Genomic DNA, 15,178 nt, shown 5'->3' with positions numbered 1-15,178 from the left:
GACCTGTCGGGGAGCGGGGACACTCCCGCTCCCCACGCATTTCAGTGGCTGATGAGGCTTTGCGAAAACGGAGCGGTATCCCGTGAAATCGAATTTGGGGACAATGACGTTACTGCCGGCGGCACTGGCCGTCTTGCTGGCATGTCCCGTGCCGGTCCATGCGCAGTCCGCCACTCCTGCGCCGGACAAGGAGACGTTCGACGTCGGGCAGTTGTTTGCAACCACCTGTGGCTGGTGTCATTCCGATGGGGGGCGCGCGGCCGGCAAGGGGCCGCAGCTCATGAATAACTCCCACGACGATGATTATCTTCGCAGCCGCATCAAGAACGGTAAGCCAGGTGCGATGCCCGCATTCGGCGAAACCTTCAGCGACGCGCAGATCGACCAGATCATCACATACATCCGGCAACTCAAGCCGCGCGAGGGCTGAACCGCCGAAACCCGATCCATCCAAATGAGGACGCGGAATGAAGGCAATTGTCCCGCTCATCGTCGGTGCCGCCATCGGGTTATCGGGACCGGCGCAGGCGCGAACCCTGGACGCGATCCGCTCGAGCGGCGAGATCGGGCTATGCGCGCATCCCAACTCGCTTCCCTTTGCGCGCAAGGCCGGCGATCCGCCCGGCTTTCAGGTCGAGTTGGGACGGGCGCTGGCACGCGAACTCGGCGTGTCGCTGAGACTCGACTGGACCATCACGCAGTACCAAATGCGTAGCGCCGGCTGTGACATTGTTCTGGACGTCATTGCCGATCGCGAAGCGCAAGGCGAAACCCGCTTGAGGATCTCCAAGCCCTATTATCGGACGGGCGTCGCGCTTGCGGTACCGTCATCCAGCACGCTCACCTCGTTCAAGAGCCTCAACGAGGCTACCAAGGTGGGAGTGCAGGTCGGATCTGTCGCAGCCATGATCATCGGTCAGCGGCGCGTGCCCACATCGACCTTCGGCTTCGAGAGCGACAGCCTCGACGCCGTGTCGAACCATGAGATCGATGCCGCCGCGGTCACCCCCACAGCGGCGAGCTATTTCAATCTGATGCATCCGGACAAGCCCCTGCGGATTCTCGATCGCGACGAGAGCGTGGCCGATCTCAACTGGAATGTCGCCGTCGGCATGGTCCGCCCGGATGATGCGTTGCGCGAAGCCATCGACGGAGCGCTGGAACGGCTGCGGAACGAAGGCGCGATCGATCGGATATACGGTCGCTATGGGATCGTGCTGCAAGCGCCGAGGAGCTGAATTGCTCAAGAGAACGACGCCGTCCGGGCCGATCCGGCACGACGTCGCTGATATGCGAAATATCAGATTTGGCTTTGGCCTTAAGCCGCCGCCTTCTTCCGCGCCTGCTCGGCCTTGTACAACTCGAACTCTTCCGCAATCGCCTTCGCGATCGAGGGACGCTGGCGCAGGCGCTCGTAATAGGCCTTCACGTTCGGCCATTTCGCGAGCTCGATCGGTGGTGTCGCCATGGTCCAGTTGATGACCGTGACGAGATAGGCGTCGGCGACGCTGAAATGATCGAGCAGGAAGTCGCGGCCCTTCAGGTAATTGTCGAGATAGTCGAGCCGCGACAGGTTCTTCTCCAGCACGTAGGCCTTGGCCTCTTGCGGCGCCTTGCGGTCGAGCACGGGCACGAACAGGCCCTTGTGCAGCTCGGTGCCGATGAAACAGAGCCATTGATGCAGCCGCGTGCGATCGATGCCGGGTCCCGTGCCGATGCCGGATTGCGGAAAGCGGTCGGCGACATATTGCAGGATCGCCGCGTTCTCGGTCAGCACCACGCCCTCGTCGGTGCGCAGCGTGGGAACGAGGCCGATCGGATTCACGGCGCGAAAGTCGGAGTCGTCGTTCAGCACCTTCTTGGTCGGCGGATCGACTTCGAGATAGTTCGCCTCGGCGCCGGCTTCATACAGCGCGACGCGGGTCGCCATCGAACAGGCGAGGGGCGAGAAATAAAGGTCCATCTGTAGCCTCCTTGGGCAATTCCTTGGGATGTCGCTCAACCTGGCCAGATTGATTTTTGTACTGTCTTGCATAATATAAGTCGGGTCAAGGATTATTTTGCGAAATGGTACAAAAATCGAAAGAGCCGATGGCGGCACCCGGACAGCCCAAGCGCCGCGGCCGGCCGCGCGCCTATGAGCCCGACGTGGCGCTCGGGAAGGCGCTCGACCTGTTCCGCAAGCAGGGCTTTGCGGCGACCTCACTCGACGATCTCAGCCAAGCGACCGGGATGAACCGGCCGAGTCTCTATGGTGCCTTCGGCGACAAGCGCGAGCTCTACATCAAGAGCTATCAGCGCTACCGCGAGGACGCGCGCGCTTCGATGGTGGCGATCTTTCGCGAGGAGATGCCGCTGCGCCAGCGGCTGGAGCGCATCTTCGCCTCGGCACTGAACATCTATCTTTCCGGCGACACCGGCCCGCGCGGCTGCTTCACCGTGGTGACCGCAGCCTCGGAAGCCGTCGGCGATCCCGAGATTCGCGCCATGGTGCTCGACGGGCTCACCGAGCTCGACAAGGCCTTTGCCAATTGTTTCCGGAGGGCGAAGGAGAAGGGCGAGTTGCCCGAGACGGCGGATCCGGCCGCGCTGGCGCAGCTCGCCTCCGCCACCGTCCACTCGATCGCCATCCGCTCCCGCGCCCGCGTGCCGCGCAAGGAGCTGGAAGCGATCGTGGCGGGCGCGATCGACGTGATGGTGGGGGCTGGCGCCAAAACTTGAGCCGTCATCCCGGCCTGCGCCGGGACGACGCCCGACTATGCGGCGCGATCGGTTTTCTTTCAGCCAGGCCCTAATACCCCCGGCCGCGATCCACCACATTCTCCAGCACGCCGCCGGCCTCGAACCGTGCGATCTGCTCGGCGACGTAGGCGGAGATCGCCTCCGCATCGGTGTCGGCCGCATTGTGCGGGGTCAGCACCAGCTTCGGATGGGTCCAGAAGCGGCTGTCTTGCGGCAGCGGCTCCTGCACGAACACGTCGAGCGAGGCGGCGCCAAGCGTGCCGTCGTCGAGGCAGGCCAGAATGTCGGCCTCGTTCTGCAGGCCGCCGCGGCCGGCATTGATCAGCACGGGCGCTCCGAGCGGACTGTTGCGGTTGAGCTTGGCAAAGACGTCGCGGTTGAGGATGCCGTGGGTCTCCGGCGTCAGCGGCAACAGGCAGACGAGGATGTCGGTCGCGCGCAGGAATGCGTCGATCTGCGCGGTGCCGTGGAAGCACTCGACCCCCTCGACGGCCCGCGGATTGCGGCTCCAGCCTGCGACGCGAAAGCCGAGCCGCCGCAACACCACGGCGGCATCCGCGCCCAGCGTGCCCAATCCCATGATGCCGACTGTGATAGCGCTCGCCGGCCACTGATATTTCGGCTCCCAGCGCTTCTCGCGCTGTGATTGCCGCAAGTAGAGCTCCTGGCGATGATGCATCAGCACGTGCAGCACGGCATATTCTGTCATGCGATTGGTCAAATCGGGCACGGCGACGCGGACCAGCGGCACGTCGGGCAGGCTGCGATCGGCCATCACCGCATCGACGCCGGCACCCAGATTGAAGATTGCGCGCAGGTTCGGAAACGCGGCCAGCTCGCCCGGTGCAGGCTTCCACACCGCGGCATAGTGGACCTCGGACGGATCGAGCCCCGCGTCGGGCAGCAGCGCGACGCGGCGGCCGCCGCAGACCGCCTCGAACCGGGTCTTCCAGCGCGCCGGCAGCCAGTTCTGCGACCTGCTGTTGATCAGGACGGCCAGTGTGCCTTTGCTCATTCCAGGTGTCTCATCGGGTTCCGCTTTTGAAGGCCTTCCTTGGCACGAACCAGCGGATTTTTCTCGCAAATTATTTCCGCATCGCTGTCGGGGCAGGGCATATTGGCTCGTCTTCAGAACAAGACGAGGAAAGTGTCGACCATGCTCTATGCCATCCTTTGCTATCACGATGAGGACTTCGTCGGTTCCTGGAGCAAGGACCAGGACGAGGCCGTGATGAAAAAGCTCGCCGTGGTGCAGGAGAAGCTCACCAAACAGGGCCGGCTCGGGCCGGTGGCCCGACTGCTGCCGACGACTGCGGCCGCGACGCTGCGCAAGGAAGATCCGCCGCTGGTGCTCGACGGTCCCTATGCCGAAACCAAGGAGCAGTTGCTCGGTTTCTACATCGTGGACTGCAAGAATCTCGACGACGCGCTCGACGTCGCGCGCGAGCTTGGCGCGGCCAATCCCGGCGGCGCCTATGAGGTGCGCCCCGTGGGCGTGTTCAGGCCCGGAGGGAATCTGACGTGAGCGAGACCGATGCCGCCTGGATCGAGACCGCGCTGACCTCGGCGCGACCGCAGGCGGTGGGCGCGCTGCTCCGCTATTTCCGCGATCTCGACACCGCCGAGGAGGCGTTCCAGAACGCCTGCCTGCGTGCGCTGAAAACCTGGCCGCAGAACGGACCGCCGCGCGATCCCGCCGCCTGGCTGATCATGGTCGGCCGCAACGTCGCCATCGACGAGGTGCGGCGTACCCGCAAGCAGGAGCCGCTGCCGGAGGACGACCAGGCGATCTCCGATCTCGACGATGCCGAAGGCGAGCTCGCCGAGCGGCTCGACGGCTCGCACTACCGCGACGACATCCTGCGGCTGATGTTCATCTGCTGCCATCCGCAGCTACCGGCGACGCAGCAGATCGCGCTGGCCTTGCGCATCGTCTCCGGCCTCACCGTGAAGCAGATCGCGCGCGCTTTCCTGGTCTCGGAAACGGCGATGGAGCAGCGCATCACGCGCGCCAAGGCCAAGGTCGCAGAGGCCGGCGTGCCGTTCGAGGCGCCCGGCGCGGTCGAGCGCTCGGAACGGCTCGCCGGCGTCGCGGCGATGATCTACCTGATCTTCAACGAAGGCTATTCGGCGAGCGGCGATACCGCCGAGATCAGGAAGCCGCTGTGCGAGGAAGCGATCCGGCTGGCGCGGCTCTTGCTGCGACTATTCCAGAGCGAGCCGGAGATCATGGGGCTCACGGCGCTGATCTTGTTGCAGCATGCACGCAGTGCCGCGCGCTTTGCCGAAGACGGTTCGCTGATCCTGCTGGAAGACCAGGACCGCTCGCTGTGGAACGGCACCATGATCGCGGAAGGGCTGGCGCTGATCGACAAGGCGATGCGCCACCGCCGCAGCGGCCCCTACCAGATCCAGGCGGCGATCGCTGCGCTGCATGCGCGAGCTTCGACTCCGGAGGAGACCGACTGGGTGCAGATCGACCTGCTCTATGGCGCGCTCGAACTGGTGCAGCCCTCGCCGGTGGTGACGCTCAATCGCGCAGTTGCGGTCTCGAAGGTGCGCGGGCCGCAGGCTGCGCTCGACATGATCGAGCCGCTGGCGCCGAAGCTCGCCAACTATTTCCATTTCTACGGCGTGCGCGGCGCCTTCCTGATGCAGCTCGGCCGCAACGATGAGGCCCGCGTCGCCTTCGACCGCGCCATTGCGCTCGCCAACACCTCGGCGGAAGCCGCCCACATCCGCATGCATCTCGATCGCCTGATCAGGGACAGCCAGCCGACGGGGACCAGTGGGAGTTCCAAGCAAGGCGCGAAGGCGAATTAGAGCGGATCCCGTCCGCCCGTCATGCCCGGGCTTGTCCCGGGCATCCACGCCTTTTCCATCCGCGCCAAGAACGTGGATGGCCGGGACTAGCCCGGCCATGACGTGGGGCGGGCAGCGCAAAAAAAGATCCGTCCATCGTGTCGATCTCGCGCAGCGTCATTCGTCCTTAGCCCATACCCAAGGGAGTCATTCATGCTGAAAGCTGTTGCCATTTTCGCGGTCGTGATCGCGGTCGGCCTGGCCGCCGTCCTCGTCCTCGCGCTCACCAAGCCCGACATGTTCCGTGTCGAGCGCTCGCTCGCCGTGAAGGCGCCGGCCGAGGCGATCTATCCGCTGGTTGCCGATTTTCATCGCTGGACCGGCTGGTCGCCCTATGAAGGCCGCGATCCCGCGATGAAGCGCAGCTTCGGCGGAACTGCGGAAGGTAAGGGCGCGACCTATGCCTGGGACGGCAACAACAATGTCGGCGCCGGCCATATGGAAATCCTCGAGGCGAACGCGCCGTCAAAGCTTCGGATCAAGCTCGATTTCGAGCGGCCGTTCGAAGGTCACAACACCGCGGAGTTCACCTTTGTGCCGCAAGGTGATGTCACACTGGTCACATGGGCAATGTATGGTCCGGCACCGTTCCTGTCCAAGTTGATGCAGGTCTTCATCAACATGGACCGCATGATCGGCAAGGATTTCGAGACCGGCCTCGCCAGCCTGAAGAAGCTCACCGAGAAGTAACGCTTCACTGCCAAGGAGAGAAACGATGCTCAATCCCTATCTGTTCTATCAGGACACCTGCGAAGCGGCGTTCAACTTTTACGTCAAGGCGCTCGGCGGAAAGATCGAGGCGATGATGCGCGCCTCCGAGGCGCCGGCGGACATGCCCGCGGCGCCCGGCCGCGAGAAGACCATCATGCACGCGCGCATGTCGTTGCCCGACGGCAGCGTGTTGATGGCCTCCGACGCGCCGCCCGAGCATGCGCAGAAGCCGCAGGGCTTCTCGATCTCGCTGACCCTGGCAGATCCCGCGGAGGCCGAGCGCAAGTTCAATGCACTCGCCGACGGCGGCACGATCACCATGCCCTTCAGCAAGACGTTCTGGGCCAAGGGCTTTGGCATGTGCGTCGATCGCTTCGGCATCCCCTGGATGGTGAACTGCCCGGAAGGGATGTAAGCCCAAATGTGAGCGCGCGCCGATGACGCGCTGACAAGCACGCTCTCTCGCGCCAACGGCGCGAGAGAGCGCACAAGCAAGCCCTCACCGCGATAGGTTGACCGCGCGCTGCTTCAGCGGATCAATCCGGTGACGTCCTCCTGCGGCGCCCTTCAAGATTCGGATTGGAGTCGCTCTCTGCAGGTGCGCCTGGCGATGCCTTGCGACGGCGGTCCGGTTCGGGTCTTGGCCGAGTCCGTCCCGCGCGATTGGGCGACGCACCGAGGTCGGCGCGGTCGCGCATCCGGCGAGCGCGGCACGAAGGCCGAGCAGGATAAAGATATATCGGTCATGCCGAATGTGACTCTTGCTTTCGCCTCATTCTGCGTGAGCGCGCATCGCGGAATGAGGTGGACTGCATCGCACAACAATTGGCGCAATATTGGGCTGTAAACTGCCCGTCAAAATCGATAGCTTCGTCTCAAAGAATCACAAACTGGGGTGGACGTCACTTAAGAGGGGAGCGACCGATGGCGGCGGCGCTACAAATCAACTTTGCCCTGTGGGGGATGCTCATCTGCGCCAGCATGAAGCTGGCTCCGATGATCCAGATTCTCTTCTAGGAGAACAGCCAGTTCACGACGGCCAAGGCTCCCTCTGCGAGCACGTAGAGCCAGCCAACGGTTACGACTGCGCTCGTGATCAGGAACGCAGTGGTGACAGCCTGCTCCTTCCATGTCCGCAACTGTGAGGGCTGAGCTTGTTTACTGGGATGTCCGTCGGTGCTGATGCTGGTCATGACTATCTCCGAAGACATCCGTGTCGTGTGGTTTCAGGTATGCCAATCCAACTTGGCGTTAGTGTGACGCGGTTCACAGTTGTGACGCATTCTGCCGGCGCGGCGCGCTAAAACCTACGCAGAGGTTCCGACAAATAACGAGCGCGATCTGCAGCCGGTGGAGCGGTCGCCAAAACGCTATCGACAGCGCGGATAGATCGCCGCGAGCTCGCGCCCCTTCAACAGCAACAGTCGCGAGCTCAGTCCGCCGTGACGGCTGATCCAGTCGCGCACCGGGCCGGGATAGGCTTGCAGCACGGCTTCTGATGCTTCTGGCTCGGCATAGAAACGCCCGCGCTGATCCACCGAACGCGCCGCATGGAAGCCGAACACCGCGCGGCGGGTGACGCAGATGCGCTCGCCCGGCACGATGCTCAGCACCAGCGTGCAGGCTGACAGGCAGGGGCCGTCGATCACCACGCGGTCGCCGCTTTCGCGTACCTTCTCGAACAGATCGAGGAACGGGCCGACCTGTCCGCCGGGACTTTGCATGATGCGGACTTCTGCCGAGGCAGGCGCGGCGGCGAGCAGGGCTGCAGCGAGCATCGCAGTCCCGACAAAGCCAGCGTGTTGCATGAAGCCTCCACGAGCTCGATTCGTAGGGCGGGTTAGCGAAGCGTAACCCACCACTTTTGCATCCGCGGCGTCAGAACCGGTGGGTTACGCTGCGCTAACCCCCTACAAGTCTCATCCGTTGCGGCGCTGCCCGCGCAACGTCGGCAGACCGATGCCGGCCGCATCGAAGCCGCCATCAACGGCCAAAATTTGGCCGGTGATGTAACTCGCGCGGTCCGAGCAGAGGAAGAAGATCGCTTCGGCGAGTTCCTCCTCCAGGCCGTAACGGTTGAGCGGAATGGCATCGTGATAGTCGGCGCGGATCTCCGCCGTGTGCACCTGCTTGGCCATCGCGGTGTCGACGGGACCCGGCGCCACCGCATTGACGCGGATATTGAGGGAGGCGAGCTCGACGGCGAGCTGCTTCGTCAAATGCGCGAGCCCCGCCTTGCTGGTGCCGTAGGCCGAACGCAGCGTCGAGGCGCGCACCGCCGAGATCGAGGTGATGTTGACGATGGCGCCGCCGTTACCATCGCGCATCAAGGGCACCGCCGCCTTGGTGCAGAGGAAGGGGCCGGTGAGGTTGACCTCGAGCACGCGGCCCCAATCGGCATCCGACGTCTCCATCAAGGGCGAGAACACCGCAATCCCGGCATTGTTGACGAGCGCATCGAGGCGGCCAAAACCCTGCTCGATCGCCTTCATCGCCGCGCTGAGGCCGGCAGCGCTGGAGACGTCGCAGGTCAGCGCCAGTGTCGCATCGTACCTGCCGATCTCGGCCGCGGCGCGGCCGAGCAGCTCGCCCTCGATGTCGAGCAGCGCCACGCGCCAGCCCTCGGCCAGGAATTTCTTCGCGGTCGCAAGCCCGATGCCGCGCGCGGCTCCGGTGACGAGGGCGACTTTTTGTGGGGCTTGCGGCATTTGCTGATCTGTCCTGTGTTCGAAAGGTTGGTCGCGCGCGGGCGCTTGGCCCCTTCTACTTCGCTTTCATCCCGCGGAGAAAGGTTTCAGGGCATGCCGATCGGTCCCGGTGCGGCGCCGATCCTGAAGTCGCTGCCGGAGGGGCGCTATGCGAGTGCTCAGGATGATAGGGACAGACTTTCCGCTGCCGCGCCGATGGCCGGCCATGACCGCCGAAATAATTTTCGTTCCCCTGTCGGTTCGGTAGAACGGCGTTCGTCTTATTGGGGAGCGCGGGTCAGGCCGGCCTGTCGATGAATGGATTTCCGGGCCTGCGCCTTGCGGCGCATCCCGGAATGACCACGCAAAAGGATATCTCCATGCGATTCATGATGCTGATGATCCCTCTCGGCTACGAGACCGCACCGCCGGACGTGCAGCTCGATCCCGAACGCGTCGCCGCGATGATGCGCTACAACGAGGCGCTGAAGGACGCGGGCGTTCTGATCACGCTGGATGGCCTGCATCCACCGTCGATGGGTGCGCGCGTGTCGTTTGCGACCGGCGAGCCGATCGTGACCGACGGCCCGTTCACTGAGGCCAAGGAAGTCCTGGGCGGCTACTGGATGATCGAGGTCGCCTCGCGCGAGGAAGCGATCGCCTGGGCCAAGAAGTGTCCGGCTTCGCCGAACGAGGTTATCGAGATCCGCCAGGTCCAGGAGATGAGCGACTTCCCGCCGGACGTGCAGGAGGCCGCCGCTGGCTTTGACGACCCGCCGCGGCCGACGCCGCGGCTTCCGTCATCATCACCACCCAAGGGAGAAGCAACCGATGAGCACCGACACCTATCTCGCCGTTTTCCTCGGCAGCAAGAACAGCCCGAAATGGGCCGCATGGAATGCGATGTCAGAAGCCGAGCGCAAGGCGAAAGAGCAGGAAGGCATGGCGGCCTGGAAGGCTTGGGTCGAGAAGCACCAGGGCGCAATCCAGGCGATGGGCGGCCCGCTCGGCAAGACCAAGAAGGTCGATGGGACGGGCGTCGCCGACATCGCCAATGAGATGGGCGCTTTTACCGTGGTCCGTGCCGCGTCCCACGAAGCGGCGACGAAGATGTTCGAAAACCATCCGCACTTCGCGATCTTCCCGGGCGAGCGCGTCGAGATCATGCCGGTGCTGCCGATCCCGGGCGGCTAGCAATCGAAAGTCATTCCGGGGCGGCTCGACAGAGCCGAACCCGGAATCTCGAGATTCCACAATTCGCAATTGCGGATTGGGGTTCGTGCTCTGGGCCGCTTCGCGGGCCCATCGCGTCGGCTCGGAATGACCGTGCAAATACGGGGTTAATCACACCCCGTTCCCGCTAGTGACCTTCGCGCGCGGCTCATGTAAAAGCCGTTCACATGAGCTGGCGCAAGGAGCAGCGCCGCGCCGAGCGCGGCTATCACCACGGCAATCTGAAGGAAGCCTTGTTGCAGGCTGCGCTCGGGCTGATCGCCGAGAAGGGCGCGGCCGGCTTCACCTTCGCCGATGCGGCACGCATGGCCGGCGTCAGTGCGGCCGCCCCATACCGGCATTTTCGCGATCGCGACGAACTGTTGTCCTCGATCGCGCAGCGCGGCTTCGAGCAGTTCGAGGCGCGGCTGTCCGCGGCCTGGGACGACGGACGGCCCGATACGATCACCGCGTTCGAGCGCGTCGGCAAGGCCTATCTCGCCTTTGCGCGCGAGGAGCCGGCCTTCTATGCCGCGATGTTCGAATCAGGCCTTCCCACGGATGCCAATCCGGCGCTGATGGCCGCAGGCGAACGCGCGTTCGGCGTCATCCGTGCCGCCGCCGAGCGCCTCGCTGCACTGACGCCGCCCGGCGCGCCGCGCCCGCCGGCGATGATGATGGCGCTGCATATCTGGTCGATGTCGCATGGCGTTGCTTCGCTGTTCTCGCGCGGCGATGCCGCGCGGCGGAAGCTGCCGATGTCGCCCGATGAACTGCTCGAAGCCGAAGTGCTGATCTATCTGCGCGGTCTCGGCTTCCCGACCGACCGCCGTTCCGCGGCGAAAGGCGCCGAGCCGCCGCCCATTCCACCGGAGGCCCCCTCCGGTACACCCTCGGGTCCCTGGGGCAAGCCGAAATAAAGTTGCTCAAATAAATCGGCGTGCCTATCGGGCGGCCGGCTTGACAAAAACGCGGGATGGTCTAGCTATGTAAATGTTATTTACATTCACAACGGCGCTGGTGCCGTGATGGAGATGGGAAATGGCCTACACCGCTGATGTCAATCGATGGCGCGGCCCCTCGGAACAACCCTACGACCGCCCCCACATGCTCGACACGCCCTGGCATCCCGGCTGGATCGCCGTGACCATCCTGGGCTTCATCATCTGGTGGCCGATCGGCCTTGCCCTTCTCTTTTTCACACTCGGGAGCAGAAGAATGTCGTGCTGGAGCCACCAAGATCGCTGGCAGAACAAGATGGAGCGGATGCAGTACAAGATGGATCGCATGCGCGACCGCATGGAGCGCCGCGGCTTTGGCTTCGGCTTCGGCCCGCCGTCCTCCGGCAACCGCGCCTTCGACGAGTACCGCGCCGAAACGCTGCAGCGGCTCGAGGAGGAGCAGCGCGAGTTCAAGGATTTCCTGACCCGTCTGCGTCACGCCAAGGACAAGGAAGAGTTCGACCAGTTCATGGCGCAGCACCGGACCCGTCCGACGCCGCCACCGACGGATCAGCCGCCGCAGGGCTGATCCGACCTCTCAAAGCCTTCAGGCGCATGCCCCCAAAGTCCTGATGGCCCCAAGCCGCCCGCCTGCATGTCGCAGGCGGGCGGTTTGGTTTTCATGAGACGCTCGTTGCGTGCGTCCGAGCCGTCCCATTCAGGCGGCGTGCCGGTGGCTCTCGCCACCATGCTGCGGCGTGACCGGTTCTGAACTCGTCTGGCCCGGCGCGTCGACCACCGCGACGTGGTGACGGTACACCATCCCCCAGCCCTTCCATCCCGTGAACAGGAGGATGCCGACGACGATCAGGGACAGCACCACGCCCCACGGCTTGATCGCGGCTTCGGCGCCTTGCGCATAGCGGAGATAGAAGTTGATCAGCGCCAGCACGACCGCCGCAAGGTTGCCGACCATGTGGTACCAGGCATCGTTCAGGCTGCGGATCCGGGACTCGCTCAAGAAGTCCGTAAAGCCGGCTATGGCGGCGACCAGCGCCATGACAATGCCGGCGCCGACCAGCCACATCGCGGCGCGGGCCCAGAAACCGTCGCCGGTTGCAATAAAGACCAGATCGGCGATTGGCGCGCCGACCAGGAACGCCACAGGAAACGGGATGATCATCGGATGGATCGGGTGCTCGCCGATCGCAGCAGTCGTCTTCGGGTTGATGCTCATGGCAAAACCTCATCGAAAATGACTTTCCGGAACAATTTTCGGCCCGAGCGCTGGTTCCTCCGTTTCTGCCGCAAAGAGGCAGCCTGGCTGACCGGCGCGGCCGGTCGGCGGTGCAGCTAAAAGAGCGTGCCGAGGAACATCGCGGCATGCTCCGAGAGGCCGACGATCTTGCTGGTCGCCTGACGATAGAATTTGAAATTGAGCTCGGTCTCCGTGTGGCACCCCTCTCCCTGGCCCTCCCCCGCAAGGGCCCGCAGGGGTAGGGAACCGACCTCGCTCCGCGTCTGGCAGCGCCGCCCCACCTTCCTCGTCCAACCGCTTGCCCGGCCTCTCTTTCCCGCAGCCAAATTCGTCCGCGGTAACCCCGCATTAACCATCGCCGGGGTCTGGTAAAAGTCGGTAGGTCGCGCCCAAAGGCTTAGTCGAGGCCCTTAGTTTTGACATCTTGGCAGGGAAAGCAGACGGCCGGCTTTGGACGGGCCGCTGCAATCCAAAAAGACAAGGCTTTGCGCAGGCTTGTGAGCTGCGCGTGACCCGCGCGGCGTTGGGGAACCGGCAGCCATTTTGCTCCCGGAGGATATGGAACGATCGCCTTGAGAGGATACTGCTTATGAATCCGGCCGACGTGGCTCAGTCAGCCCTTCCGGTTGCCGCTTCCGCCGACGTGTCGCTGATCGCGCTGTTCTGGCAGGCTCACTGGATCGTGAAAGGGGTCATGCTGGGGCTTTTGTCTTGCTCGGTGTGGGTCTGGGCGATCGCCATCGACAAGATATTCCTCTACGCGCGCACCCGCCGCTCGATGGACCGCTTCGAGCAGGCGTTCTGGTCCGGCGAGTCGATCGAGGAGCTCTATCGTACGCTGTCGGCCAAGCCGACGCATTCAATGGCGGCCTGCTTCGTGGCGGCAATGCGCGAGTGGAAGCGCTCGTTCGAGAGCCATGCGCGTTCGGTCGCCGGCCTGCAGATGCGCATCGACAAGGTGATGAACGTCTCGATCGCGCGCGAGGTCGAGCGGCTGGAGCGCAGGCTGCTGGTGCTCGCCACCGTCGGCTCCGCCGGCCCCTTTGTCGGCCTGTTCGGCACGGTCTGGGGCATTATGTCGAGCTTCCAATCGATCGCGGCGTCGAAAAACACCTCGCTGGCGGTGGTGGCACCGGGCATCGCCGAGGCGCTGTTTGCGACCGCAATCGGCCTTATCGCCGCCATTCCTGCCACTATTTTCTACAATAAATTCACCTCCGAAGTGAACCGGCAGGCCCAGCGGCTCGAGGGTTTTGCGGATGAATTCTCGGCCATCCTGTCGCGTCAGATCGACGAGCGAGGCTAGTGGACGGTATAGTGTGGGCCAGAGCGTGAGCACCAGACGATGGGCATGAACGTTGCAAGTTCGTCCGGGGGCGGCGGCCGCCGCAGCCGGCGCAAGCCGGTCATGGCCGAAATCAACGTCACGCCGATGGTCGACGTGATGCTGGTGCTGCTCATCATCTTCATGGTGTCGGCGCCGCTGCTCACGGTCGGCGTGCCGCTCGACCTGCCGCAGACCCAGGCCAAGAGCCTCGAGCAGAACGACCAGAAGCCGATCCAGCTCTCGGTCGACATCAAGGGCAAGGTGTTCATCAATGACGCCGAGATCGACATCAACGAGCTGGTGCCGAAGTTGAAGGCGATCACGGATGCGCGCGGGGGCTTGGACGAGCGCATCTACATGCGGGCCGACAAGAAGGCGGACTACGGAACAGTGGCCAGGGTGATGGGCCTGTTGTCCGGTGCGGGCTTCAAGAAGCTGGCGCTCGTCACCGAGGCGGATCAGGGGTCGTAAGATCGTGAAGGTGAAGGTCGACAAGACACTCGTTGCGTCGATTGCCCTCCATGTCCTCGTGCTTGGGTGGGGGATGGTCACCTTTTCGTCGCGCTCGATGGAAGCGCCGCCGCCGGAATCGCTGCCGGTCGACATCATCTCCGCCGATCAACTGTCCAAGATCACGCAAGGCATCAAGACCGGCGACAAGAACAACCCGAAGCCGATGGTCGAGAAGGTCGCCGAGCCCAAGCCCGTCGAGGATGCCATCGGCAAGGTGACCGAAAAGAAAGAGATCATCACCTCGTCCGCGCCCGAGCCGCCGCCGAAGCCGGTGGAGAAGCCGGTCGAGAAGAAGCCCGATCCGCCGAAGCCCGTCGCCGAGAACAAGCCGAAGGAAGAGCAGAAGCCCGCTGAGAAGAAGCCCGATCAGGCCAAGGAAGATCCGATCGCCGAAGCGATCAAGAAGCAGGAGGCCAAGAAGCCAACGCCGAAGCAGGAGACCAAGCCCGCACAGGCGCAGCCGCAGCCTCCGAAGCCGAAGCAGGAGCGAACCTTCGACCAGACCAAGATCGCGGCGCTGCTCGACAAGCGCGATCCGACCCGGCAGTCGATCACAGGCGCGTCGCTGAACGCCTCGGCCTCGCTCGGTACGACGCGCGGCACGGCCGCGACGCTGTCGCAGTCCGAGCTCGACGCGATGCGCGCGCGGCTCGCGAGCCTGTGGAACGTGCAGCCCGGCATCGAGCATCCCGAAGAGCTGTTCGTGACCGTGCGCATTCACCTCGGACCGGATCGACGACTGACGCAGCCGCCGCAGGTGGTCTCGACCGGCTCCTCGCCGCGCTATCAGGCGGCGGCTGACGCTGCCGTTCGCGCCGTGTTGCAGGGCCAGCCCTACACAATGTTGCGCCAGGAAACCTACGATCAGTGGAAATACATGGATATCGATTTCGATCCGAAGACGATGTTCCGCAGCTAATGTCTG

Annotated in this window: 19 protein-coding genes and 1 pseudogene; 14 read left to right on the top strand and 6 right to left on the bottom strand. The window is 64.1% G+C overall.

Features of this window, described 5'->3' with window-relative positions:
- Positions 1–82: 82 nt before the first annotated feature.
- Positions 83–430, top strand: a complete 348-nt coding sequence (locus tag MTX21_RS21635) for a cytochrome c (protein ID WP_280966715.1) — start codon at positions 83–85, stop codon at positions 428–430.
- A 37-nt stretch (positions 431–467) separates the two neighbouring features.
- A complete protein-coding gene (locus MTX21_RS21630; RefSeq protein ID WP_280966714.1) occupies positions 468–1,238 on the top strand; it encodes a transporter substrate-binding domain-containing protein in 771 nt (256 codons plus the stop codon).
- An 80-nt stretch (positions 1,239–1,318) separates the two neighbouring features.
- Here the strand turns inward: MTX21_RS21630 and MTX21_RS21625 are convergent, their stop codons facing one another.
- Positions 1,319–1,963, bottom strand: a complete 645-nt coding sequence (locus tag MTX21_RS21625; protein WP_280966713.1) for a glutathione binding-like protein — start codon at positions 1,961–1,963, stop codon at positions 1,319–1,321.
- Positions 1,964–2,067: 104 nt separating this feature from the next.
- Between MTX21_RS21625 and MTX21_RS21620 the strand changes: the two genes are divergently transcribed.
- Entirely contained in the window at positions 2,068–2,721 is a 654-nt protein-coding gene (locus MTX21_RS21620) for a TetR/AcrR family transcriptional regulator (RefSeq protein ID WP_280966712.1), read from the top strand.
- A 70-nt stretch (positions 2,722–2,791) separates the two neighbouring features.
- Here the strand turns inward: MTX21_RS21620 and MTX21_RS21615 are convergent, their stop codons facing one another.
- A complete protein-coding gene (locus MTX21_RS21615) occupies positions 2,792–3,757 on the bottom strand; it encodes a glyoxylate/hydroxypyruvate reductase A (RefSeq protein ID WP_280966711.1) in 966 nt (321 codons plus the stop codon).
- A 141-nt stretch (positions 3,758–3,898) separates the two neighbouring features.
- On the opposite strand from MTX21_RS21615, the gene MTX21_RS21610 reads away from it, so the two are divergent.
- The 4 genes from MTX21_RS21610 (at position 3,899) to MTX21_RS21595 (ending at position 6,730) form a co-directional block, all read left to right on the top strand.
- Positions 3,899–4,267: a YciI family protein gene (locus MTX21_RS21610; RefSeq protein WP_024337611.1), complete on the top strand. Its 369-nt coding sequence runs from the start codon at positions 3,899–3,901 to the stop codon at positions 4,265–4,267.
- Positions 4,264–5,565 carry an RNA polymerase sigma factor gene (locus MTX21_RS21605; RefSeq protein ID WP_280966710.1) on the top strand — a complete coding sequence of 434 codons (1,302 nt, stop codon included), beginning with the start codon at positions 4,264–4,266 and terminating at the stop codon, positions 5,563–5,565. The genes MTX21_RS21610 and MTX21_RS21605 overlap by 4 nt, the downstream gene beginning before the upstream one ends.
- A 192-nt stretch (positions 5,566–5,757) precedes the next feature.
- The gene (locus MTX21_RS21600) at positions 5,758–6,294 is read left to right on the top strand and encodes an SRPBCC family protein (RefSeq protein ID WP_280966709.1); all 537 of its coding nucleotides are present in this window, start codon (positions 5,758–5,760) and stop codon (positions 6,292–6,294) included.
- A 25-nt stretch (positions 6,295–6,319) separates the two neighbouring features.
- Positions 6,320–6,730, top strand: coding sequence for a VOC family protein (locus tag MTX21_RS21595; protein WP_280966708.1), 411 nt, complete (start codon positions 6,320–6,322; stop codon positions 6,728–6,730).
- 598 nt (positions 6,731–7,328) lie between these two features.
- Here MTX21_RS21595 and MTX21_RS21590 read toward each other — a convergent pair.
- The 3 genes from MTX21_RS21590 to MTX21_RS21580 all read right to left on the bottom strand — a co-directional run bounded on the left by MTX21_RS21590 (position 7,329) and on the right by MTX21_RS21580 (position 9,023).
- On the bottom strand, positions 7,329–7,508 hold the full coding sequence (locus MTX21_RS21590; protein WP_280966707.1) for a hypothetical protein: 180 nt from the start codon (positions 7,506–7,508) through the stop codon (positions 7,329–7,331).
- 177 nt (positions 7,509–7,685) lie between these two features.
- Positions 7,686–8,093: a hypothetical protein gene (locus MTX21_RS21585; RefSeq protein WP_280971127.1), complete on the bottom strand. Its 408-nt coding sequence runs from the start codon at positions 8,091–8,093 to the stop codon at positions 7,686–7,688.
- 141 nt (positions 8,094–8,234) lie between these two features.
- The gene (locus MTX21_RS21580; RefSeq protein ID WP_280966706.1) at positions 8,235–9,023 is read right to left on the bottom strand and encodes an SDR family oxidoreductase; all 789 of its coding nucleotides are present in this window, start codon (positions 9,021–9,023) and stop codon (positions 8,235–8,237) included.
- A gap of 359 nt (positions 9,024–9,382) precedes the next feature.
- On the opposite strand from MTX21_RS21580, the pseudogene MTX21_RS21575 reads away from it, so the two are divergent.
- The 4 genes and pseudogenes from MTX21_RS21575 to MTX21_RS21560 all read left to right on the top strand — a co-directional run.
- A pseudogene (locus MTX21_RS21575) lies at positions 9,383–9,772 on the top strand (YciI family protein); the annotation flags it as partial.
- A 61-nt stretch (positions 9,773–9,833) separates the two neighbouring features.
- Positions 9,834–10,196 (top strand): YciI family protein, encoded by a 363-nt coding sequence (locus MTX21_RS21570; protein WP_280966705.1) that lies wholly within the window; start codon positions 9,834–9,836, stop codon positions 10,194–10,196.
- 206 nt (positions 10,197–10,402) lie between these two features.
- Positions 10,403–11,134, top strand: a complete 732-nt coding sequence (locus tag MTX21_RS21565; RefSeq protein WP_280966704.1) for a TetR/AcrR family transcriptional regulator — start codon at positions 10,403–10,405, stop codon at positions 11,132–11,134.
- Between the two features lie 121 nt (positions 11,135–11,255).
- The gene (locus MTX21_RS21560; RefSeq protein ID WP_280966703.1) at positions 11,256–11,744 is read left to right on the top strand and encodes a DUF2852 domain-containing protein; all 489 of its coding nucleotides are present in this window, start codon (positions 11,256–11,258) and stop codon (positions 11,742–11,744) included.
- Between the two features lie 129 nt (positions 11,745–11,873).
- Here the strand turns inward: MTX21_RS21560 and MTX21_RS21555 are convergent, their stop codons facing one another.
- On the bottom strand, positions 11,874–12,392 hold the full coding sequence (locus tag MTX21_RS21555) for a DUF2231 domain-containing protein (RefSeq protein WP_280966702.1): 519 nt from the start codon (positions 12,390–12,392) through the stop codon (positions 11,874–11,876).
- Between the two features lie 610 nt (positions 12,393–13,002).
- On the opposite strand from MTX21_RS21555, the gene tolQ reads away from it, so the two are divergent.
- Genes tolQ through MTX21_RS21540 form a run of 3 tightly spaced genes read left to right on the top strand, consistent with a single transcriptional unit; the run spans position 13,003 to position 15,172 of the window.
- Positions 13,003–13,719, top strand: a complete 717-nt coding sequence (tolQ, locus tag MTX21_RS21550; RefSeq protein ID WP_027553212.1) for a protein TolQ — start codon at positions 13,003–13,005, stop codon at positions 13,717–13,719.
- Positions 13,720–13,758: 39 nt separating this feature from the next.
- Complete coding sequence (tolR, locus tag MTX21_RS21545) at positions 13,759–14,211, top strand: protein TolR (protein WP_279372978.1); 453 nt, start codon at positions 13,759–13,761, stop codon at positions 14,209–14,211.
- Between the two features lie 10 nt (positions 14,212–14,221).
- Positions 14,222–15,172 (top strand): protein TolA, encoded by a 951-nt coding sequence (locus MTX21_RS21540; RefSeq protein WP_280971126.1) that lies wholly within the window; start codon positions 14,222–14,224, stop codon positions 15,170–15,172.
- Positions 15,173–15,178: the final 6 nt, after the last annotated feature.

This window comes from Bradyrhizobium sp. ISRA430 (genome assembly GCF_029909975.1).
In the GTDB taxonomy this organism is placed as follows: Bacteria; Pseudomonadota; Alphaproteobacteria; order Rhizobiales; family Xanthobacteraceae; genus Bradyrhizobium.
The sequence above is the reverse complement of the archived record's forward strand: the minus strand, read 5'-3'. Positions and strand labels throughout refer to the sequence as shown.